This is a genomic window from Polynucleobacter sp. MWH-UH35A (assembly GCF_018687075.1).
GTDB lineage: Bacteria > Pseudomonadota > Gammaproteobacteria > Burkholderiales > Burkholderiaceae > Polynucleobacter.
Genome location: NZ_CP061285.1, coordinates 1,108,914 through 1,130,074, shown reverse-complemented (window position 1 = coordinate 1,130,074; position 21,161 = coordinate 1,108,914). Strand labels below are relative to the sequence as shown.

At 46.5% G+C, this 21,161-nt stretch carries 18 protein-coding genes; 10 read left to right on the top strand and 8 right to left on the bottom strand.

The window, feature by feature from the left end:
• Positions 1 to 5: 5 nt before the first annotated feature.
• Positions 6 to 1,421, top strand: a complete 1,416-nt coding sequence (locus ICV36_RS05885) for a TAXI family TRAP transporter solute-binding subunit (protein WP_215399712.1) — start codon at positions 6 to 8, stop codon at positions 1,419 to 1,421.
• A gap of 64 nt (positions 1,422 to 1,485) precedes the next feature.
• Positions 1,486 to 2,823, top strand: a complete 1,338-nt coding sequence (locus ICV36_RS05880; protein WP_215399710.1) for a DUF3422 domain-containing protein — start codon at positions 1,486 to 1,488, stop codon at positions 2,821 to 2,823.
• A gap of 69 nt (positions 2,824 to 2,892) precedes the next feature.
• Here the strand turns inward: ICV36_RS05880 and ICV36_RS05875 are convergent, their stop codons facing one another.
• Together ICV36_RS05875 and ICV36_RS05870 are read right to left on the bottom strand one after the other, a co-directional pair.
• Entirely contained in the window at positions 2,893 to 4,167 is a 1,275-nt protein-coding gene (locus ICV36_RS05875; protein ID WP_215399708.1) for an NAD(P)/FAD-dependent oxidoreductase, read from the bottom strand.
• Between the two features lie 11 nt (positions 4,168 to 4,178).
• Positions 4,179 to 4,514, bottom strand: a complete 336-nt coding sequence (locus tag ICV36_RS05870; protein WP_215399707.1) for a c-type cytochrome — start codon at positions 4,512 to 4,514, stop codon at positions 4,179 to 4,181.
• A 172-nt stretch (positions 4,515 to 4,686) separates the two neighbouring features.
• On the opposite strand from ICV36_RS05870, the gene ICV36_RS05865 reads away from it, so the two are divergent.
• The 3 genes from ICV36_RS05865 to ICV36_RS05855 are packed head-to-tail and all read left to right on the top strand — an operon-like array spanning position 4,687 to position 8,254.
• On the top strand, positions 4,687 to 6,408 hold the full coding sequence (locus tag ICV36_RS05865; protein ID WP_215399705.1) for a glycosyltransferase family 39 protein: 1,722 nt from the start codon (positions 4,687 to 4,689) through the stop codon (positions 6,406 to 6,408).
• Positions 6,405 to 7,643: an exo-alpha-sialidase gene (locus ICV36_RS05860; protein WP_215399704.1), complete on the top strand. Its 1,239-nt coding sequence runs from the start codon at positions 6,405 to 6,407 to the stop codon at positions 7,641 to 7,643. The genes ICV36_RS05865 and ICV36_RS05860 overlap by 4 nt, the downstream gene beginning before the upstream one ends.
• The gene (locus ICV36_RS05855) at positions 7,640 to 8,254 is read left to right on the top strand and encodes a hypothetical protein (RefSeq protein ID WP_215399702.1); all 615 of its coding nucleotides are present in this window, start codon (positions 7,640 to 7,642) and stop codon (positions 8,252 to 8,254) included. Before ICV36_RS05860 ends, ICV36_RS05855 begins: the two co-directional genes overlap by 4 nt.
• Before the next feature lie 71 nt (positions 8,255 to 8,325).
• On the opposite strand, the gene ICV36_RS05850 is transcribed toward ICV36_RS05855, so the two are convergent.
• The 6 genes from ICV36_RS05850 to fabI all read right to left on the bottom strand — a co-directional run bounded on the left by ICV36_RS05850 (position 8,326) and on the right by fabI (position 14,670).
• The gene (locus ICV36_RS05850; protein WP_371743191.1) at positions 8,326 to 9,318 is read right to left on the bottom strand and encodes a tripartite tricarboxylate transporter substrate-binding protein; all 993 of its coding nucleotides are present in this window, start codon (positions 9,316 to 9,318) and stop codon (positions 8,326 to 8,328) included.
• Between the two features lie 67 nt (positions 9,319 to 9,385).
• Positions 9,386 to 10,231: a CoA ester lyase gene (locus tag ICV36_RS05845; protein WP_215399699.1), complete on the bottom strand. Its 846-nt coding sequence runs from the start codon at positions 10,229 to 10,231 to the stop codon at positions 9,386 to 9,388.
• Between the two features lie 14 nt (positions 10,232 to 10,245).
• A complete protein-coding gene (locus ICV36_RS05840; protein WP_215399698.1) occupies positions 10,246 to 11,622 on the bottom strand; it encodes an MmgE/PrpD family protein in 1,377 nt (458 codons plus the stop codon).
• 19 nt (positions 11,623 to 11,641) lie between these two features.
• The gene (locus ICV36_RS05835; RefSeq protein WP_215399697.1) at positions 11,642 to 12,526 is read right to left on the bottom strand and encodes a MaoC family dehydratase N-terminal domain-containing protein; all 885 of its coding nucleotides are present in this window, start codon (positions 12,524 to 12,526) and stop codon (positions 11,642 to 11,644) included.
• 33 nt (positions 12,527 to 12,559) lie between these two features.
• A complete protein-coding gene (gene chrA, locus ICV36_RS05830) occupies positions 12,560 to 13,888 on the bottom strand; it encodes a chromate efflux transporter (RefSeq protein WP_215399696.1) in 1,329 nt (442 codons plus the stop codon).
• Positions 13,885 to 14,670, bottom strand: a complete 786-nt coding sequence (gene fabI, locus ICV36_RS05825) for an enoyl-ACP reductase FabI (RefSeq protein ID WP_215299806.1) — start codon at positions 14,668 to 14,670, stop codon at positions 13,885 to 13,887. Before fabI ends, chrA begins: the two co-directional genes overlap by 4 nt.
• Before the next feature lie 50 nt (positions 14,671 to 14,720).
• On the opposite strand from fabI, the gene ICV36_RS05820 reads away from it, so the two are divergent.
• From ICV36_RS05820 to ICV36_RS05800, 5 genes are all read left to right on the top strand, one after another.
• A complete protein-coding gene (locus ICV36_RS05820; protein ID WP_215399694.1) occupies positions 14,721 to 16,589 on the top strand; it encodes an extracellular solute-binding protein in 1,869 nt (622 codons plus the stop codon).
• Positions 16,590 to 16,600: 11 nt separating this feature from the next.
• A complete protein-coding gene (locus tag ICV36_RS05815; RefSeq protein WP_215399692.1) occupies positions 16,601 to 17,665 on the top strand; it encodes a microcin C ABC transporter permease YejB in 1,065 nt (354 codons plus the stop codon).
• On the top strand, positions 17,662 to 18,687 hold the full coding sequence (locus ICV36_RS05810) for an ABC transporter permease (protein WP_215399690.1): 1,026 nt from the start codon (positions 17,662 to 17,664) through the stop codon (positions 18,685 to 18,687). The genes ICV36_RS05815 and ICV36_RS05810 overlap by 4 nt, the downstream gene beginning before the upstream one ends.
• Positions 18,684 to 20,345: an ABC transporter ATP-binding protein gene (locus ICV36_RS05805; protein ID WP_215399688.1), complete on the top strand. Its 1,662-nt coding sequence runs from the start codon at positions 18,684 to 18,686 to the stop codon at positions 20,343 to 20,345. Before ICV36_RS05810 ends, ICV36_RS05805 begins: the two co-directional genes overlap by 4 nt.
• A gap of 148 nt (positions 20,346 to 20,493) precedes the next feature.
• Positions 20,494 to 21,141: a C40 family peptidase gene (locus tag ICV36_RS05800; protein WP_215399686.1), complete on the top strand. Its 648-nt coding sequence runs from the start codon at positions 20,494 to 20,496 to the stop codon at positions 21,139 to 21,141.
• Positions 21,142 to 21,161: the final 20 nt, after the last annotated feature.

Genomic DNA, 21,161 nt, shown 5'->3' with positions numbered 1-21,161 from the left:
AGCGCATGGGAAGTTTTAAACAAGATATTCAAGATACATTCTTAGGGCTTTCTGAGAGCGCTCAGGAGCACTGGAATGACTTTACGCAATTTTTGCAAGAAGTTTGGCCGCTACTGATTCTTCTATTGATTATTTTGATGGGGGTATGGTGGTATGCGGATCCGCCCCCGCCAAGACATGTGATGTTGGCAACCGGATCGCCTGGGAGCTCATATGAGGCTCTTGGTAAAAAATATGTAGAATTTTTTAAAAGAAAAGGGATTACTTTAGAGTTAGTTCCCACCATGGGGGCTCAAGAAAATATTAATCGACTCTCTGATCGTAATGACCCCTTGCAAGCGGCCTTTGTTCAGGCTGGTGTTAGCCACGCCAAGGATGCTAAAGGTATTCAATCCTTGGGTGCGGTTGATTACGACCCGATTTGGTTCTTTTATCGCGGCCCAGAATTAAAGGCGACTGATTTTCAAGCGGTTGATGGCGGCCTGAGATATTTTCTGAATAAAAAAATATCCATTGGTATCGACGGTAGCGGCACTTATGCACAGGCTATTAGGATACTCAAAGCAGCGGGCTACGAGAAAGGGGTCAAAGTCGTTCAGCTTACTGGCCACGATTCGGTCAAAGCGCTCAAAGCAGGTGAGATCGACGGAAGTTTTATCGTAGATGCCTATGAGGCGCCAAATATACAGGCATTGCTGAACGATCCAAGCTTGCATCTAGTGACCTTTAAAAGGGCGGAGGCTTTTGCTAAATTAATTCCCTATCTCCATATCTTGGATGTTCCTCAGGGCGCTTTCAGTTTGCCGCGGAACTTTCCGCCACTGGATATGAAGTTGCTCGCTACAACGACTAATTTATTGATTGATGATCGTATGCACCCAGCCATTCAGTTTTTATTTCTTGAGGCTGCAAGAGAGATCAACGGCAAAGAGTCTTTCTTTGCCCAGCGCGGGGAGTTTCCATCTTTCAAAGATTCGGCATTAATTGAAAGTCCTGTAGCCATTCACTACGAGAAAAACAATTACCCTTTGTTATCAGCTTACTTCCCGTTTTGGGTGGCTGAGTTGATTAATCGCCTTATTTTTGTATTGCTGCCATTCTGTGTTTTGGCGTATCCAATATTGCAATCTTTACCAGGGTTCCGTGCGAAACGGATGCAAAACAAGATCAATCGCCTGTACGGATCTCTGAAATCTTTAGAACAAGAACTGCTCAATGGTTTTAATAATGAGCAGCGTGATGAGTACCTCAAGAGACTTAATCTACTGGAGTACCAGGCAATAAAAATTAAGATCTCAAAACGGATGTCTAGCGATTACTACACCTTGCGAACTAGCATTGATTACGTCCGTAATTGTTTAAATAGGGGTGAGCACCCTTATGGCTACGAAGATCTGGATGGGCAGATCGCAGTTCTTTAAGTCGATGGTTATGTTTCGATATAGCTTGGGTATATGATCTAAGGTAATTAAATATATTGAGCCTATGAGATCTTACGACCATCCTTCCAGAGCGATTTTGCATGAAGAGGTTCATGCTCGCCCCCCAATTCCTTTATGGCCCAATGAGAGGGTCATTTCGCAGTCATTCTTATTGGATGCTGCCTCTCGCCAACAGCAAATAGCTTGGGTTCAAAAGTTGAGTAACGCCTTGGGGTGCACTCCCAGCCGTGATGATCACTCTTTTACGACGCTGCAATTGGCGCCAGAGCCAGAGAGAGTAGTGGTGAAGTGGGAGCTTCATGGCGAGTTCGCAACGATAGCAGCCATTATTCACAACAAGACAAAGGTTAGCGAGCCTTTGCTGAAGTCAAGATTGGAAATAGAACGTGATCTGGATGCGCTTCTTCAGGGCTTAGGTTGTCCAATCATTTCAGAAGCTGGCGGCCAAAGAATATCAGCTCTAGATTTGGTTTTTGAGCATCGCCCGCTATTTGTAGAAGCCCAAGAAGTATCTGAAATTTTTAATGGCAATACTGTTTTAGGAAGTTATATTTTTTCTAGCAAAAAAGCGCAGTTATGGACTGATTTGCAGTTGGATGAAGATGGATTCATTTCCTTTTTCATTCCACATGATGTATTGGGTTCAAGGCAGCTTGGTCGAATTGCTAGAGCGCTAGCAGAGGCGGAAACTTACCGTATGGTTGCCATGATTTCTTTTCCAGTGGCAAAAAGCCTTTCCTTGCCCCTAAGAGAAGCGGAGTCAGAATTAGCTGCTTTGTCTGAAAAGATATCGCAATTACAGGGTGAGTCTGGCGTAAATACTGAAAAAGATGGGATTTTTCTAGAAGAGCTTTCTCGCCTAGCCTCCCGTATTGAACAATGGATCTCTGGTTATGGGCTTCGATTTACTGCGTCTGAGGCCTATAGTCAGTTACTGTCAAAAAACTTAATTGGCTTAAATGAGTCATCCATTCCAGGGGTACAAACATTATCTGAGTTTATGGATCGACGTTTTCAGCCGGCGATGGGAACCTGTAACTGGACCCAGCGACGCTTGCGAGAGTTATCTGACCGTATCTCCAGAACAACTCAAACTTTAAGAACACGCATTGAATATGTGAATGAGGAGCAGACCCAAAAATTACTCGCCAGTATGGATCAGCGCGCTAGGCTTCAACTCAGACTTCAAGAGACGGTAGAAAGTTTATCGGTGCTTGTATTAACTTATTACGCCGTTGGATTGCTGGCTTATATTGTGAAGGGTGGCAAGGAGGCTGGGCTAGCCATTCACCCTGAGATTATTGCCGCTATCGCCGCCCCCATTATTGCAATCACGTTCTTGGTGATTAGTCGACGTAGACGGCGTAAGCAAAATGCTTAAATGGATTCGTAAATAGAGAAGAGACAAAAAAGAGACCCTAGGGTCTCTTTTTTATTCGCCGCAAAGGTTTTAGCCTAAGCTATCAGCCCAAATATTGTGAGCCCATCCCCAGGCGTAAACACCTTCAAGAGTGGAAGGGGTCGGTGATAATCCTCCTGCCCCTGGAACCGGTTTGAAGGTCTTCTCGGCTGCGCTGTATTGATGAACGCTAGCGACGTGAACCACATCCTTGGAGTTAACAAAGCTGTAGCAAGTATTTGTTAAGACTGGAGCAGGATTCATTTCCCAACCGCTCAGTTCAGCAACGATCGCCGCCGCAGCAACTTTTGCATGTTGATTGGCCATATGTCCAGACTTGGGCATCGCTGGTGCAATCTGAATTGCATCACCTAGTACGTGAATATCTTTTTGTGCGGTAGATTCAAAATTGAGGAAGTTCACGTTTGCCCAGCGACCATTAGAGTTTGCTAAACCAGTTTTGATAGCAATCTCACCAGCAGACATTTGTGGCAAGACATTCAGTACATCCGCTTTGACATCATCTTCCACTTCGAGTTTAAGGGTTTTGGTTTTGGCATCAACCCCTACAACATTGCTCTTTGGTCGATACTCAATAATTCCAGCGTATTGTTCAGCCCACACCTTCTTAAACAAAGCGCCTTTGGATGTGACATCTTGGTTGGCATCCAAGATCACTACCTTCCCTCTAGGGTTGTGTTGCTTGAGGTAGTTGGCTACCTGGCAAGCACGCTCGTAAGGTCCGGGAGGGCAGCGATAGGGAGCTTCTGGAATGCTGATTGCAAACGTGCCACCTTCACGCATAGCAGCAATTTGCTTATGCAGCGCCACGGTTTCTGCTCCAGCCTTCCAGGCTTGCAGAGTTACACCCTCTTTATTGGCTTGCGCAAGACCTTCAATGCTCTTAAAGTTGAGCGATACGCCTGGTGACACAATTGCCTTGTCGTAACGCAGAGTTTTGCCTGAGGCAAGCTTTACGGTTTTCTTATCTGCATCAATACTGCTGACACTATCCTGAAGGATCTTAATGCCATGCCGTTTGCTAAGAGTATCGTATGTAGAAGTGATTTCAGCTAAAGTGCGCGAGCCACCTACAACAAGGTTAGATAGTGGGCAAGAAATGAAAGAGGTATTAGGCTCGATCAGCGTCACATTAGCCGTGTTGTTAGAAAACAGGCGTAAATATTTGGCAGCAGTAGCACCACCATAGCCTCCGCCAATAACCAGAATTTCTGCTTTTTGTAAGCTGGCTTTAGCTTGACTTGAGAAGCCTGCAAGTAAACCGAGGGCAGCTGCGCTGTTGCCTATGAAGTGTCGACGATCCATGATGTGCTTCCTTATTGTTTCTTGCCAAGTTGATTGGAGATGATTTCGAGTTGCTCGTCTGTATAACCTTTGGCTAATTGCGGCATGATGGTGCCTTCGCGTGCGCCCGATTTGAATGCTTTCAACTGAGCTAGCATTTGCTCGCTGGTGAGGGTATTAATTAATGGCATGCCACCATCCACTACGCCTTTGCCGTCGGTTCCATGGCAGTTAGCGCAGGTAGCCGCTAAGCCGCGTTTATATAAATTGCTGGCATCGGCATTTTGAGCAAGAGCACTGCCGCTCCAATAACTGATGCCAAAAACAATTGACAATAAGACTGCGGGTTTGAAAAACGTTGCTCGCATAAAGTCTGTCTCCATTCAGGGTAATGAAATGCATATTGCATTGCTAGCATCTTAATCAAGAAGGTGCTGAAATAGGGGATTCATTTCAGACACAATTTTCATAAGCTCATTCGAAAATCTGCTTGCCACCGTTTTTTATTCGATTTTTGAGTAAGCCCTATAAACTATAGGAATGCGAGCTTCATTTTCTTACCGTTCTGCCATATTGGTAGTCCTTTTAGGTGTATTTACCTACCTTTATGGTTTGGATAGTCGCTTTGCCCCAAAAAATGGGGATGAATATCCCTATATGCATATTGTGCGGATGACGGCGGATGCGGGTCACTGGTTACCACTCCAATCGGAGATGGAGGGGATCAAAAATACAAAACCCCCACTCATTTTTTGGCAGGGTATTGCTAGCACCCATTGGGCAAGCGAATGGACTCTGGCAGATTTGCGTTGGCCCAGTGTTTTGTATACCGGACTCACAGCATTTTTCTTATTTTTAGCTGTACGACGTTTTAGCGGCAATGCCCAAACTGGAATATTGGCCGCAGCAGTCTGGCTCTCCTTTTTTGCAACCTATCGATATGGCCGGCCATTCTTGGCTGATCCCCCAGAAGTATTTTGGATATCACTACCATTTTTTGCTGTTCTGTATTGGGGGAAGAGTGCGTTTGAGTCTAAATTCTTTTTCCCACTCATGGCAGGCATTTGTTTTGGTTTTGCCTTATTTGCAAAATCGTTTGCCTACATTGTCCCCGCCTCATTTGCTTTAGGCCTGTATTACTGGCGTTGGCAGCAGTGGAGTATCCCCAAGGTGCTCATTCTAGATTTATATAAGCTAGTCATGATTGTTGCACTTGCTTTAGGAATATTTACCTTGTGGTTTGCTTTGGACCCCAACCCAGAGGCCGTTTGGAATGAGTTTGTATTGGGAGAGAATGCTGGCAAATTTGCTGCGCGCCAGTCTAGTTATCTCATGGATTTACTGCGCGGCGGTGACAGCATATGGCTTTTAATGATCACCACGATTGCTAATGCTGGTTTATTTAGCTTTGTACTGATTTCGAGTTTGGTGCAGTCCTGGCGTAAGCGTCGATTTCTCAGTTTGGAAGAGGTTCTACTGCTGTTATTGATTGCTGCATTCTTTATTGTATTTAGTTTGCCTAGTCAGCGATCTGGCCGTTATCTTTTGCCGGTCATGCCAGCATTTGCAGCATTGATTGCCTTGTATTGGGATAGATTACCTCTATGGGGTTTTCGTATTGCTTTGCTTTTGCAATTGTTAGTGTTGTCGCTATTGCTGTGGATTGGCATCAATCTTCAGCTCTCCGGTTTGATGGGTGATGCTGGAGCATGGACTTACTCCTATTGTCATTGGGTCTTGATGGCGGCGAGCTTGCTAATCGTTTTGATTGGTTTATTGAAACGTAGCCAAACTAAAACCTTGGCCTTAGCTGCTTGTTTCCTCGTTTATTGCGCTTTGACTAGCAGCCTCTCTCCCTTAGAGGGACGTTTAGGGCGTTACTCCGCAGAAACTATTGCCCAGCTACAAGGCAAAGACGTGTGGATTCCATGTGACTACCGCGCTAAGGATGAAGAGTATCGACTGCTAATGCCAGGCGCAAAACTCCATGGATATTTAGCCAAAGATGCTGCTGATGTGAATGCATTAACGATCGCCTATCCTTTGGTAGCGGTTCATGTACCTCTCGGTGTTGCGCCAGAACTCTGCGAGTCTTGCCAGATTGTTGGGCAAAGAATGGAAATGCGAGCCCGACACTCCAATCAAGAAATTCAGGAGATGCTTATGGGTCAAGTTGGTAAGCATTTATTTGTTACCGAATACCTCGTTTCTACTCCTGCTGCTATTCCAGATGTATCCAATATTAAGGATGTTTGTAGATGAGTCGCGTGATTGCCCTTTGTTTTTTATTGCTTGCCGCTGTGATTGGTTTTCTGCATATTGATAGTCGTCCAGTGTGGGCACCATTTATGGTATCTGCCCCCCAATTAGATGAGGTCGCAGAGGAAGTCGTTGCTACCAAATCAAAAGACTCAACCAAATTGAGCATTTCTGCACCTTTATCGAATTGGTTGCCAGATACGGGGGCTGCCTCAGTTCATGCGGCATCCTTGATTGCCTTAAAAGACGGTGCAGTGAGAGCATTTTGGTTTGCTGGAAGTCGTGAGGGTGCTGCAGATGTATCAATCTATAGCTCTGTATACGATGCAAAATCAGCCAACTGGAGTGCTCCAACAGTTGTCATAGATCGCATTAGCGCAGAGAAGGGTCTTGCTCGGTATATTGCTAAGTTGGGCAACCCTGTTCCCGCAAGGTTGGCTGATGGACGACTGCAATTATTCTTTGTAACGGTTTCTATTGGTGGTTGGGCCGGGAGTTCTATTTCAGCAATCAGCTCTGATGATGAAGGTTTGACGTGGAGCAATCCACAGCGTCTGGTGAGTTCGCCTTTGCTGAACTTAAGCACCCTCGTTAAATCTCCAAGTGTGATATTTGCTGATGGTCTCTTAGGATTGCCTGCTTATCACGAGTGGATAGGGCGCTTTGGAGAGTTTCTCAGAATCGACGCAGGTCAAGTGATTGATAAGCGCCGTATGAGCTCAGGTCGCAGTGCGATTCAGCCGCTGGTGTTTGTGAATAATGCGCAAGATGCCAGTGCTTATTTTCGGCAGACGCGGAGTTCGAGTTTGCCAAAACAAATTCCGGTTAGTCAAACCCAAAATGCAGGCCAAAGCTGGCAGCAATCAGATGACTTGGCGATTGCCAATCCAAACTCTGCAGTTGCGGGACTAACACTCAATAACGGCGCTCGTATTCTGGTATTAAATAATATTGAAAATGGCCGTTATCGCCTGGCCCTATTAATGAGTGATGTGAAATCGGATCGTTGGCAAATCGTTGAAGTTTTAGAGGATGATGAATCCCTGCCTGATGCACAAAGAAAAGAATTCTCATACCCTTACTTAATCACAGCAAATGGTGATGATGCGCATTTGGTATACACCTGGGATCGCAAGAAAATTCGGCATCGGTATTTCTCGGGGGGCTGGTTGAAACATGCTTTAAGCAAGCTACCATCTTTGGATGTAGAGGCTTTGCATCAGGAGGTGCAACAATGAACTCATTAATGCAAACCTTCGCTTTAATGGAGCTGTCTATTACCAGTGCGGTTGTATGTATTTGGGCTTTGCAAAAATTCTTCCCAAATCCTTTTCCATTTGCCACAAAAGTATTCCTGGCTCTTTTGATTGGCAATATCGTATTTTGGCCTTTGGGCATGAATCTACCTTTGATTGCCTATGTACGAGGCATCACCGGTGATTTGAGTGTTGTGCTGACTTTATTGTTATGGAGCTCATTATTGCCATCGAGTAAGCCTATACCACTTGCTTTTAAATTGATGCTGGCAATCATTGCCTTGTGTTTTTATCCATTTGCTTTGGGATTGGGAATGATCGATCCTTATGCTTGGGGGTACGGATCGATTGCATTCCTTGGGGCGGTGCTATTAATAGCCTTAGTCTGTGGCTTGGCGAATTGGAGTAAGGGCGTTTGGATTATTGCTATCGCCATCATTGCTTGGGCTGCCCATTGGCACGAATCCGCTAATCTTTGGGATTATCTGCTCGATCCATTCTTGGCTATTTGGGCTCTGTTTGCTTTTATTGGAATGCTTTACAGAAAGCGTCGTGACAAAGCCCGTTCTGGATATTTGTTTAGACCAGGATAATTAAAAAGTCAGTAAAAAGGCCAGCAAAAAAGCCAGCAAAAGCTGGCTTTTTTATTGATCACAGTTAGTGCTTAGTCTGGAATGTTTGACTTACGAATGATTGGACCCCATTTATTAATTTCTGCCTCAAGATGTGACTTGAGACCATTTGGAGTTATCTTGTCCGGAGAAACAATATCGATATTGGCATCTTCTAAACGTTTTTTCACGTCAGGAGTATTGAGTGCTGTTTTCAAGGCGGCATTCAACTTATCCAAGATAGGCTTAGGAACACCTTTTGGTGTGTACATGCCGTGCCAAACTTTGACCTCAAAGCCTTTCAAGCCCTGTTCGTCCAAGGTGGGTACATTTGGGATTGCTGGCAAGCGCTTGAGTGTTGTTGTGCCAAATGCTTTTACACGACCATCTTTAATGTAAGGAATGGTTTGGGTAGTTTGATCGCATAACAAGTCAACCTGACCGCCTAGTAAGTCGGTCAAGGCAGGGCCAGTTCCTTTGTAAGGTATGTTGGTGAGTTTGACGCCCATGCGACTCTGAAACAAGAGTCCGCAAAGTTGGGAGACGGCACCAGGTCCTGCGTTTGCCATGGTGACTTTCGAGCCGTTGGCTTTGATGTAGGCCTCGAGCTCTTTAAAGTTATTTGCTGGGAGATCTTTTTTGCCTAGGAGCACCATTGGCACATCAGCAACTTGACCAATGTATTCAAAGTTGCTCATTGGGTCATATGGCAGCTTGTCGTACAAAGCATTGGCAGTTGCCATTCCCATGTGATGGAGATAGATGGTGTAGCCATCAGGCGCTGCTCGCGCAACTTTAGTGCTGGCAATTGTTCCGCCGGCACCATTTACGTTTTCCACTACGACTGTTTGGCCTAATGCTTGACCCATCGGGACGGCAATTAAGCGTGCAACAGAATCGGTTGGGCCGCCAGCAGCAAATGGAACGACAAGGGTAATTGACTTAGTAGGCCAATCTTTTTGGGCTAGGGCGCTAGTGCTCAGAAATGCGCCTGCAGTTAATGCAGCGGCAATTCCTGAAAATACGAACTTTTTGAGTTTCATCATGGTCTCCATCTTGTTTTTATGTTGACCAATTTTGCCAGTTTTAGAACTATTTTCGCAACTAAAGACCTTAGTGTTTACCAGTAATTGCTAGTGTTCTTTGGGCCAATAAAACGACGGGTCGATCGATCATTCGGCCATCCAGTTTGACGGCGCCACCTTTGGATGCTTTATCGGCCTCAATGACCCTCTTAGCCCAAGCAAGCTCCTCTTCTGTTGGGGTAAACGCTTTAATGACAATGGCCACTTGTTTTGGGTGAATGCAGAGCTTTCCACCAAAGCCCATGCGCTTTGCGCGCTCGGCATCATCAGTAATGCGCTCTAGGTCATCGGTCGATGGCGTAACCCCATCAATAGGCGGGGCAATTTGTGCAAGACGCGATGCCAAGACAATTTGATAGCGAGCAGTTTGCAATTCGGTTTCTTGGCGGTCACACACCATGCCAAGATCTGCTTGTAAATCTAAATTACCTAAAGCAAGGCGGATCACTTGATTGGAGTTTGCGATGGCTTTTAAGTGATCCAGGCCAATTGCAGTTTCAATCATCGGAATGATTGCGGTATTCGGAAGAATGAGGGCGGCACCATTGATTTGATCGACCGATTCACTTTTAGGGATTAATAGACAGGTGACTTGAAGTTCTTGAGCGAGGATTAAGTCGGCAGCATAAAACTTGCTACCTGGTGAGTTTGTGCGAATGACTAAGCGCTTCTTCTGCTCAGGGCTGAAGGTAGGCCACGCGGAACGAATGGCATCGCGTGCAGAAACTTTGTCTTCCTCCGCAACCGCATCCTCTAAATCTAGGACCACACCACTAGCACCGCTGTCGAGGGCCTTTGTAAAACGATCTGGGCGAGTGCCTGGCACAAATAGAAAGTTAGTGCAAAAGCCTAGGGGCGTATCAAGTGGATTCATAAATAAGGTTGTAACTAGTTCGACGGAAGAAGAAAGCCTATCTTGGCTTGTTTGCGAATATTCCACAAGAGATCGATTGCTTTACTCATCTCTGTTTGGCTTGCGCCGCCACTGTAAGCGGCTAAGCGCATTGCTTTGTCGGCGATTTCTGTGCGAGACAAGGTATTTCCAGGGTCGCCCTTGGGTTCATCCACGCGACCCTCTAGGATTTGTCCATTATTGAGATGAACTTTAACTTTGCCAATCCAACGTTGTGGGTAAGCTCCATCCACCTCAGGATCCAGTGTCATAGAAACGCGCTCACGGAATGCGCAGATCTCAGCATCATGAAAGTGTTGATCGAATTCTTGTAATCCAGCAAATTGATAGTGGGCTACCAGCGCAAGTACAGTGCCCATGGAGAATTTCGATTGGTGCACAGTTGCTGGGTCAGTCACTGGACCCAAGACATCAATTGCACCTTGATGAACCAAGGTTTCTACTTTAGCAATTTCGCTCGGCGCCAGTTTGTGTGCCAACATCACTTGCAGTAATGCATCGGCTGCTGGGTGTGTGTGACGGCATGAAGCGTAATACTTAAAGCTTGTCTCTGCTAGTGCCCAGCGACTACCGAGTCGATCAATGAGTTTGCTAGGGTCGCTATCACTGGAGATGCCCGCTGCTAAACCTTGCTTGCCCTCCAGAATATGTTGAGCACCTGTAAAACCTGCTTGTGCAATATAGGCAGACATTAATCCGGTTGAAGCGGCATGTGCTGTATGTAGTTGCTTAGAGTCGGCTGCGTCACGTAAGAACTCCCAAAGGCCGGCGGACTGCGTGCCTGCAGAGCCAAAGGCGTTAAGCATCTGTTCGGGGGAAAGCTTGAGAAGGCGTCCAACTGCAGCAGCGGCGGCTAATGTACCAGCAGTGCCAGTAGTATGAAATACCTTGTAATGGGAACGGCCTAAAAATTCACCAACCCGAATACCTACTTCATAGCCTGCTACTGCAGCCACTAACAACTCTTCACCACAGGCGCCTATCGCTTGAGCACAAGCAAGCGCTGGTGGAAATACGACAGTGGCTGGATGAAAGACGGAGCCATTGTGTACGTCGTCTTGCTCAGCAACATGTGATGCTGCAGCATTAGCCATTGCCGCTAAAAAAGGACTAGAGGTTTTGCGAGAAACTAAAACCTCCGCAGGGCCAGAGTGTGTTGCATCAAAGCCGCCCATATTTTGCGCAAACTGCGTAATGAGTTCGACTGGGCGCGAGCCTTTACCTGCAATAACCGAACCAAACCAATCGACTAATAGGTCTTCGGCGCGATTCAGAACATCTGCGGGTATATCGCTCACTTGCAGATTGGCTGCAAACTTAGCGAGTTCGCGAGAGGGATGTAGGGTGTTCATTACCTTAACTAAATAGAGGCTAAGCTAGAACAGCGCTAGCTTGCATCGTAAGCCAACCTTCGTGATCTTGCGCCCAAATTGCAATCGTATTGCCGCTAGGATCTTTTGCTAAATCGGGCTTGGCGCTCACCTTAAAGATATTGATATCGAAAGTTGGGCGAATCGCGCGGAATTCAAAACTCTTGAGCTTGCATCCAGGAATACTTTGGCGCACTAAGTCTACCAATAGAGTTGCAATCAAAGGACCGTGCACGATGAGACCTGGATAACCCTCAACCTCTGTCACATATTTACGATCGTAGTGAATACGATGACCATTAAACGTTAGTGCGGAGTAACGAAATAAAAGTACATCATCAGGTGTAATTGTTTTGCTCCACTGAGCATCAGTGGGTGCAGGTGTGGGGGCAACTGGTTTGTCATCGGGTCCGGGTGCGTCGCGATACACGATGTCATGCTCTTCGATAATGGCAAGTCCTTTTTGATTGGAGATCTTGTGATTAACCAACACGAAAATCAAATCACCAGTACGACCCGCTTTGTGAGTTACTGATTTAATCGTAGAGACTCGCTCAATTTCATCGCCAACGGCAAGCGGATTTAGCCATTCAATACGGCTACCTGCCCACATACGACGAGGCAATGGAACTGGCGGTAGAAAGCCACCACGCTTTGGATGGCCATCGGGACCAATTTCGGATTCGCGCGCATGGGGCAAGAAATACAGCCAGTGCCATAGCTCAGGCAAGAAAGTGCCTTGACTAGGCGCTGGATCTTCGCGATCTAAGGTGGCTGAGAGTGCGCGAACGGGCGCCGCTGTGACTGTGTCTTGAAGGGACTCGGTTTTACCAAGCCATTCATGTAAGTGGGTGATGGTTTGTGGTTCGACTCGCATAAGTTCCATTATGCCAATCTTGAAAAAAATTCACCCCAAAACTTACCCAAGCAAAAGGGAGATGTAATGAAATAGCAATCCAGCTAATGCGGAGCCACCCAATACTGTCAAAACACCCTTTTGAAACTTAAACAAGGCCAATCCAGCGAAGGCACAAATGAGAATAGAAACCCAAGAAATGGGGCCACCAAAACCACTTGGTAAAAAGACGTGATAGGCAAAAAATAGGCCTAGATTAGCAATGACGCCAACGACTGCAGCAGTGATTGCTGTTAGGGGTGCAGTGAATGCAAGTTTGCCATGCGTTGATTCGATGAGTGGGCCACCAACCAAGATAAAAAAGAAGGAGGGTAAAAAAGTAAACCACGTGGCAACACAGGCGCCAATCACACCAAACCAAAAAGGATTACTTGCTCCAATTGCATGTTGAATATGGCCGGCAAGGTAGCCTACAAAGGCAACCACCATAATCAGTGGGCCTGGTGTAGTTTCACCGAGCGCTAAGCCATCAATCATTTGGCTGGCACTAAGCCAATGAAAGTGTTCTACAGCCCCTTGATACACGTATGGCAACACTGCATATGCGCCACCAAAGGTCAGAAAGGCGGCCTTGGTAAAGAACCAGGCGATATTGAAATACAAGGTCTTCCAGCCAAAGATTGCTACTAAGGCACCAATCGGAATGAGCCAGCAAGAGAAAGCCACCAGGCTATGGCGGATTGTTTTTGTATAAGAAAATTTGGCATGCTCAGGCGTAGGGGTGTGATCATCGATGATGGCGCTCTCATGCTGCATCGATTCATTTTTACTGTGCGCACTTCCTTGTTGAAAATATTCCGGATATCGTTTGCCTCCCAAATAGCCAATGGCGGCGGCGATCAATACGATGATAGGAAAAGCAAGATTGAGAATGAAGATGGCAAGAAAAGATCCAAGTGCAATCCATTGGAGCGCTTGATTGCGAATCGTGCGTTTGCCTATACGCACGGCAGCATGCAACACGATTGCCGTGACTGCAGGTTTAATGCCAAAAAAGATGGCGGCGATCCAAGAAACCTGTCCGAAGGTGAGATATACCCAAGATAAGCCTATTAAGATAAATAAGGAGGGCAGCACAAAGAGTGTGCCTGCCAGAATACCGCCCCAGGTGCGGTGCATCAGCCAACCAATGTAAGTAACTAGCTGTTGAGCTTCGGGTCCCGGTAAGAGCATGCAATAGTTGAGCGCATGTAAAAAGCGCCGCTCTGAAATCCAGCGGCGCTTCTCAACTACCTCTTGATGCAGGACGGCAATCTGTCCTGCGGGCCCACCAAAACTAATGAAGCCTAGCTTGGCCCAAAACTTTAGGGCTTCGCGTAGTGAAATGCTCAAACCTCATCCATTCCGCCAACTACTTGGCTAAAGCCGTTATCTACGTAAATGATTTCGGCGGTAATGCCATTGGCAAGATCAGACAACAAGAATGCAGCAGTATTGCCCACATCATCAATTGTGACATTGCGACGTAGTGGTGCAGTTTGTTCTACTGCTTCCAAAATCTTGCCAAAGCCTTTGATGCCAGATGCAGCTAATGTTTTGATGGGACCAGCAGAAATACCATTTGCACGAATACCTTTAGGGCCTACCGAGCCTGCAAGGTAGCGTACGGATGCTTCAAGAGAAGCTTTTGCTAAACCCATGGTGTTGTAGTTGGGAACATTCTTCATGGAGCCCAAATAAGTCAGAGTGAGTAGTGAAGATTTGTCGCGCAACATTGGCAAAGCTTCCTTGGCCATCGCTGGGAAACTATATGCGGAGATGTCATGGGCAATCTTGAAGCCTTCACGAGACAGACCCTCTAAAAAGTCGCCAGCAATCGCTTCGCGCGGCGCAAAACCAATTGCATGCACAAAACCATCGAACTGAGGCCATGATTTAGCCAAATCCTTGAAAAGGGCGCTGATTTGTTCATCGCTGCCGACATCGCAGTCAAAAATCAGCTCGGTATTAAATTCTTTTGCAAAATCTACGATACGGTCCTTAAAGCGCTCGCCTACATAGGTAAAGGCAAGCTCAGCGCCTTCACGGTGGCAGGCCTTGGCAATGCCATAGGCGATGGAGCGGTTGGAGAGGAGGCCTGTGATCAGGATTTTTTTGCCGGCAAGAAAGCCCATGTTGTGTCCTTTGCTTCAAATATGATTAGCTATCTACAATTGTTGCATATATGCCTACCCTAAAACCTATTCGCCAAATTGCCTATGTATTGCTGTTAGCCCTGCTGGCAGGGCTTGGAGCCAATGCAGTTCAGGCTGGGCAGGGAATTGCGCAATACGGAAAGCCTAAGTATCCGGATGGTTTTGCCCATTTCGACTATGTGAACCCCAATGCCCCCCGCGGCGGAACCTTGGTCTTACCAAACCCAGGCCAACGAACCAGCTTTGATAAGTTCAATCCGTTTACCTTGCGCGGCGTGACTGCACCGGGTATTGATTTGATGTTTGAATCCTTGGCTGAGGGAAGTGCGGATGAAGTCTCTAGCATTTACGGATTATTGGCAGACAACATTGAAGTAGCCAAGGATCGTAAGTCAGTGACATTTCATATTCGTCCAGAGGCCAAATTTTCTGATGGCAGTTCTGTGTTGGCGGCTGACGTTAAACATAGTTTTGACACCCTCATGAGTGGCAAAGCCCATCCTCGCTATAAGACCACTTTTGCGGACATTAAAGAGGCGGTAGTTATATCAGAGCGCACGATTCGCTTTGATTTCAAGAATGACAATGCAGAGTTACCTATCTTGGCCGGGACCTTTCCCGTTTTTTCTCGCAACTGGGGCAAGCAGCCAGATGGCTCCATGATCCCATTTGAGAAGCTTGCCTTTGAGGCGCCGCTTGCAAGCGGTCCTTATTTGATTGAATCTTTTAAGGCCGGCAAGTCGATTATTTATAAAAAAAATCCAAATTATTGGGCTGATCAACTCAGCAAGCCGCTTAACGTGCGCGTTGGTTTTTATAACTTTGAGCGAGTTTTGTACAAGCTATATAGCGATGATGCTGTGAGGCTGGAGGCCTTCAAAGCAGGTGAGTTTGATGCTCTTGTAGAGTATCGCGCCAAGATTTGGGCCAAAGGATATGTTGGTTCAAAATTTGATCAAGGCATTTTGTTGAAGAAGGCATTTCTTAATCACAATGGTGCCGGGATGCAAGGTTTTGCCATGAATGTGCGTCGCCCCATTTTTAAGGATGCGCGAGTACGTGAGGCTCTAGGCTATGCCTTAGATTTCGAGTGGCTCAATCGGCAAATATTTTTTGATCAATACAGTCGTATTAATAGTTACTTTACTAATAGCGACTTAAGCGCAAATTTTGATGGTCCACGTAAGCCGACCGAAGGTGAATTGAAATTACTGAAGCCCTTGAAAGCTAAATATCCGCAATGGGTTCCAGATGCCGTCTTTGGCCCAATGCCTGCGGCACCATCAACTAATCCGCTTGGAAGTTTGCGTCAAAACTTGAAAAAAGCTCGCGAGCTTCTGATGCATGCTGGTTGGCAATATCGTGATGGCGCATTGCGCAATGAAAAGGGCGAGCCATTTCGTTTTGAAATTGTGGAAGATGGCGGCTTCTTCTTGAGGGTCATTTCTTCATACGTTCGCAACTTGGAAAAGTTGGGGGTCCAGGTGGATATCCGCACGAGTGATTTTGCTTTACATCAAAAGCGGATGAACGAGTATGACTTTGATATGACCACTGTCCGTTTTCAGGATTCTCAAAATCCAGGTAATGAGCTCTGGGACCGCTTTGGTAGTCAGGCCGCCAAAGAAAAGGGCTCCGATAACGTCATTGGTATTCAGTCTCCGGTGGTTGATGCCTTAATTGATGAAATAACTAAAGCGCAAAATCGTGAGCAATTAAGAACGGCTACTAGGGCGCTTGACCGTGTCTTATGGAATAGTTATTACGTAGTTCCTCAGTGGTACAACCCAACCCATCGGGTCGCTTTTCGCCACGAGATGCGCTATCCAGAACCTCCTTTGTACTATTCGGCTGAACTGTGGATCATGCAAAATTGGTGGAAAGAGGAAGTGAAATAATGCGAGGTCAAATGCGCACCTACATCTTTAAACGTTTGCTCTTAATGATTCCCACCATCTTGGGGGTTTTAACTTTGACCTTTGCGGTAGTGCAATTTGTTCCCGGTGGGCCCGTTGAGCAAATGGTGCTTGAACTCAAGGGTAAAGGTAGTGCGGCTACAGGTGGTTCAGAGTCTTCGGGTTCTGGTGCGACCTATCGTGGTCGTCAAGGTGTTGATGCGCAACGTTTAGAGGAGGTGAAGGCCTTATACGGCTTCGACAAGCCACCTCTAGAGCGTTATTTCATGATGTTGGGCCGCTTTGCGCGATTTGATTTGGGGCAGAGTTATTATCAGCATGAGAGCGTTTGGACATTGGTGGTTTCCAAACTACCAGTCTCTATCAGTATTGGTCTGTGGACCTTCTTTATTACTTATTTAGTATCGATTCCATTGGGCATCGCCAAAGCGGTGCGGGATGGTTCGCGTTTCGATGCAGTTACCAGTAGCATGATTTTGGTGGGGTATGCGATCCCAGGTTTTGTATTGGGAGTTTTATTGCTGGTTCTTTTTGGTGGCGGTAGCTTCCTACAGCTATTTCCATTACGAGGACTAACTTCCGATAACTGGAGTGAATTGAGTTTGATTGGCAAAGTCATGGATTACTTGTGGCATTTAGTCTTGCCAATCACCGCGTCGGTTTTGGGAAGTTTTGCTGTGGTCACTATGTTGACCAAGAACTCGTTTTTAGAAGAGATTCGCAAGCAATATGTGCTGACTGCGCGAGCAAAGGGGCTTACTGAAAAACAAGTGCTATGGAAGCATGTTTTCCGCAATGCCTTGCTACCCTTAGTAACTGGTTTTCCGGCGGCATTTATTGGCGCATTCTTTACTGGTTCCTTGTTGATTGAGACGCTGTTCTCGTTAGATGGGCTGGGCTTACTTTCCTATGAATCCGTTATGCGTCGCGATTACCCAGTGGTTTTTGGCACTTTGTATTTATTTACATTGATAGGCTTGTTCACTAAGCTCATTTCAGATCTTTGCTACGTCTATGTAGATCCACGCATTCAGTTTGGTGCTGGAGGCGGCTCATGAGTCGTTGGCAGCGTTTTAAAAATAGCCGCATGGGTTATGCAAGCCTATGGATTTTCTTGACCCTATTTGGCTTATCGATGTGCGCCGAGCTGATTGCGAATGACAAACCTTTAGTAGTTCGCTATGAGGGCCATTTTTATTTTCCCATCGTGAAGAGTCAGCCTGAGACAGTTTTTGGTGGTGACTTTGCTACCCCAACGGATTTCTTGGATCCCGATATTCGCCGTAATATCACTAGCAATGGCAATTGGGCAATTTACCCGCCAATTCACTATAGCTATGAGACGCTGAACTATTTTTCCAAGGTGCCAAATCCTGCACCCCCATCCTGGGAGAACTGGCTGGGGACGGATGATCGTGGGCGCGATGTATTGGCGCGTCTCATTTATGGTTTTCGCTTATCCATTCTCTTTGGTTTAGCACTCACGATTGTTGGGGTGAGTGTGGGCATCATCACCGGATCCTTAATGGGATTTTTTGGCGGCAAGTTTGACTTAATCTCACAGCGCCTCATAGAGATCTGGTCAGCAATGCCTGAGCTCTACTTACTAATCATTTTTGCTTCGATCTTTAATCCCAGCGTTTCTTTATTGATTATTCTGTTGGCCGCTTTTGGTTGGATGGGTTTATCAGATTACGTCCGCGCAGAATTTTTCCGCAACCGTGCCTTGGAATATGTGCGTGCTGCAAGAGCATTGGGTTTGACCAATGCTCAAATCATGTGGCGTCACATTTTGCCCAATAGCTTGACTCCGGTGATTACCTTTTTGCCGTTTCGAATGAGTGCAGCTATTTTGTCTCTCACCAGCTTAGACTTTTTGGGCTTAGGTGTTCCTCCGGGAACACCAAGCCTTGGCGAGCTGCTCTCACAAGGGAAAAGCAATCTGGACGCATGGTGGATTTCCTTATCCACTTTCGTGGTCTTGGTTGCAACCTTATTGCTATTAACGTTTATGGGCGAAGCATTGCGCAACGCTTTTGATTCTCGCAAGGCTGGCTTAATGAGTGGAGGGCGCTCATGAGCGAAGCCTCAAACCAAAAGCAGGCCTTATTGCGTTATGAAGCGTTATCGATTTCATTTGGAGCAGGTCGCCGTGAAAAATTCGCCGTCAGAAATCTGGATTTAGAAATTGGTGTCGGTGAACGTGTTGCGTTAGTAGGTGAATCCGGCTCCGGTAAAACGCTTACTGCGCTAGCCCCATTGCGTTTAGAGCCTGAAGGTGCCAAAGTTTCTGGAAAGATTCTGTGGAATAAGAAAGACGGGAAGGGTGCCGTCGATTTGCTTTCCATGTCGATGCAAGAGATTCGGGAAATTCGTGGTCGTGAAATAGCGATGGTGTTTCAGGAGCCGATGACGGCGTTAAATCCATTGTTTACTGTCGGCAATCAAATCATTGAGGCAGTTCAAATCTATCAACCCTTGATTTCTAAGGCGGACTCAATTCAAGCTGCAATTGACTTGCTAAGAAAGACCGGCATCCCTGAACCTGAGCGTCGTTTTTATTCTTACCCCCACCAACTCTCTGGCGGGCAAAGACAGCGCGCGATGATTGCTATGGCTTTAGCTTGTAAACCTCGGCTGTTGATCGCCGATGAGCCGACAACCGCTCTAGATGTAAGTCTGCGTTTGCAAATCTTGGATTTACTTAAAGAGTTGCAAGAGGAATCCAAGGATCATGGTGGGATGGGGATACTCCTCATTACGCATGATCTTAATTTGGTAAAACATTTCGCACAGCGTGTGGCAGTGTTAAACCAAGGCAATCTAATGGAGTCGGGCTCTACGAAACAGGTCTTTGAGCACCCCGCAGATCCATACACTCGTGCTTTAGTGAACAGCGAACCAGTGCGCGACTTGGCACCGCTCATGCCTCTTGCGCCTGTCTTATTACAAACAGAAGAGCTTTCAGTGGCCTATCCAAGTTCAGAATCTGTTTCGTGGTTTAAAAAAGCGCCAGCCCACAAAGTTTTGAAAAAAGTCAGCTTTGAACTGAAGCAAGGGCAGACCATTGGTGTAATTGGTGAGTCAGGCTCCGGTAAGACAACCTTGGGCATGGCCGTACTCGGTTTACTAGGGGATTCTGCAGCGCAAGTGTCGGGTTACGTTGATGTACTTGGAAGTGACTGGCAAAAACTCAAGCCAGCTGAGAGGCGAGCAATGCGCTCCAGTTTGCAGGTGATCTTTCAAGATCCATTTGGTTCCCTATCGCCGCGCATGAATGTCCTGCAAATTGTTTCTGAGGGTTTGGATGTTCACTTTCCTAAACTTTCTGCTGCAGAGCGTGAAACACGCGTAGTAGACATGCTTAAAGAAGTTGGCTTGGATCGCTCCGCACTATTGCGTTATCCGCACGAGTTTTCTGGAGGTCAGCGTCAGCGGATTGCAATTGCTCGCGCACTCATTTTGCGTCCGCAAATTTTGGTCTTGGATGAGCCCACCTCCGCATTGGATGTCTCAATTCAAAAACAGGTGCTTGCACTCCTCACGGAGTTGCAGAAGAAGTACAACTTGGCCTACCTTATGATTAGCCATGACTTAGCCGTGATTCGGGCGATGTCGCATGAGGTCATGGTGCTGAAGGGTGGCAAAGTGATCGAATTTGGTGATACCGAAGCCTTGATCAAGCATCCTCGCCAGACTTATACCAAAGAGCTTTTTGCGGCCGCCGAGCTGACCTAAGAGGTCGCAAGAGAGGGGTGAAAACCTCGCTCAAATGGTCTAAATTGGTGCATCTGCCCGGATTTAATGCAAAATTATCTTTATAAACAATGACTTATGTTTATATTGAAGACTTGGTTAATTAAGGGTTCTTTGCTAAACTGGTCAGATGTCATTGAAAAAAGCACTGCTTACAAAAGTACTGGGCCTCAGTTTTGGCGCATTCATCGCTGTGTCAGCCTATGCGGCAGATCCGGTTGCTGAAGCGTCGTCCGATGCTGCGGTTCCCAAGGAGAGCATGTTCCAGGCTGGACGATCTTATATTGCCCGCGTTTCTGATCGCTTGGCCGACACTGTAACCGGGAAATCAGAAGAGCTTATTAACCGCGCTATGGAAGTGATTGGCGTGCGTTATCGCTGGGATACTGAATTGCCACAATCAGGATTGGATGGCAGTAGTTTTGTTGGTTATGTTTTTAAAGACAAGCTTGGATTTTTATTGCCACGCAAATCTACCCAAATGAGTCGCGTTGGAAAACCGATTACCCGCGAAGAACTGCAACCAGGTGACCTCGTATTTTTTAATACGATGCGCCTCACTTTTTCTCATGTTGGTATTTATGTTGGTGACAACAAATTTATTCACTCGCCATCAAAGGGTGCTAATGTTCGAGTGGATGATCTTGGAAGCCTTTATTGGGATAAGCGTTTCGATGGCGCACGTCGCTTAGATGGTAGCGATAATCTCGATGATGCAGAGCGTCAAGAACTTCTGAATGAAGTCAAAAATCTTAAACGTAAGTCACGCAGCCTTTAAGTAATTGCTCTGCAGCCTCA

Coding starts and splice junctions, on each gene's coding strand:
- fabI (WP_215299806.1), bottom strand. CDS start 14,670: ATGGGCTTTCTTGCCGGCAAAAAAATCCTGATCACAGGCCTCCTCTCC.
- ICV36_RS05835 (WP_215399697.1), bottom strand. CDS start 12,526: ATGGAACTTATGCGAGTCGAACCACAAACCATCACCCACTTACATGAA.
- ICV36_RS05865 (WP_215399705.1), top strand. CDS start 4,687: ATGCGAGCTTCATTTTCTTACCGTTCTGCCATATTGGTAGTCCTTTTA.
- ICV36_RS05855 (WP_215399702.1), top strand. CDS start 7,640: ATGAACTCATTAATGCAAACCTTCGCTTTAATGGAGCTGTCTATTACC.
- ICV36_RS05845 (WP_215399699.1), bottom strand. CDS start 10,231: ATGAATCCACTTGATACGCCCCTAGGCTTTTGCACTAACTTTCTATTT.
- ICV36_RS05820 (WP_215399694.1), top strand. CDS start 14,721: ATGCCTACCCTAAAACCTATTCGCCAAATTGCCTATGTATTGCTGTTA.
- ICV36_RS05880 (WP_215399710.1), top strand. CDS start 1,486: ATGAGATCTTACGACCATCCTTCCAGAGCGATTTTGCATGAAGAGGTT.
- ICV36_RS05815 (WP_215399692.1), top strand. CDS start 16,601: ATGCGCACCTACATCTTTAAACGTTTGCTCTTAATGATTCCCACCATC.
- ICV36_RS05885 (WP_215399712.1), top strand. CDS start 6: ATGGGAAGTTTTAAACAAGATATTCAAGATACATTCTTAGGGCTTTCT.
- ICV36_RS05800 (WP_215399686.1), top strand. CDS start 20,494: ATGTCATTGAAAAAAGCACTGCTTACAAAAGTACTGGGCCTCAGTTTT.
- ICV36_RS05840 (WP_215399698.1), bottom strand. CDS start 11,622: ATGAACACCCTACATCCCTCTCGCGAACTCGCTAAGTTTGCAGCCAAT.
- ICV36_RS05850 (WP_371743191.1), bottom strand. CDS start 9,318: ATGATGAAACTCAAAAAGTTCGTATTTTCAGGAATTGCCGCTGCATTA.
- ICV36_RS05870 (WP_215399707.1), bottom strand. CDS start 4,514: ATGCGAGCAACGTTTTTCAAACCCGCAGTCTTATTGTCAATTGTTTTT.
- ICV36_RS05805 (WP_215399688.1), top strand. CDS start 18,684: ATGAGCGAAGCCTCAAACCAAAAGCAGGCCTTATTGCGTTATGAAGCG.
- ICV36_RS05875 (WP_215399708.1), bottom strand. CDS start 4,167: ATGGATCGTCGACACTTCATAGGCAACAGCGCAGCTGCCCTCGGTTTA.
- ICV36_RS05810 (WP_215399690.1), top strand. CDS start 17,662: ATGAGTCGTTGGCAGCGTTTTAAAAATAGCCGCATGGGTTATGCAAGC.
- ICV36_RS05860 (WP_215399704.1), top strand. CDS start 6,405: ATGAGTCGCGTGATTGCCCTTTGTTTTTTATTGCTTGCCGCTGTGATT.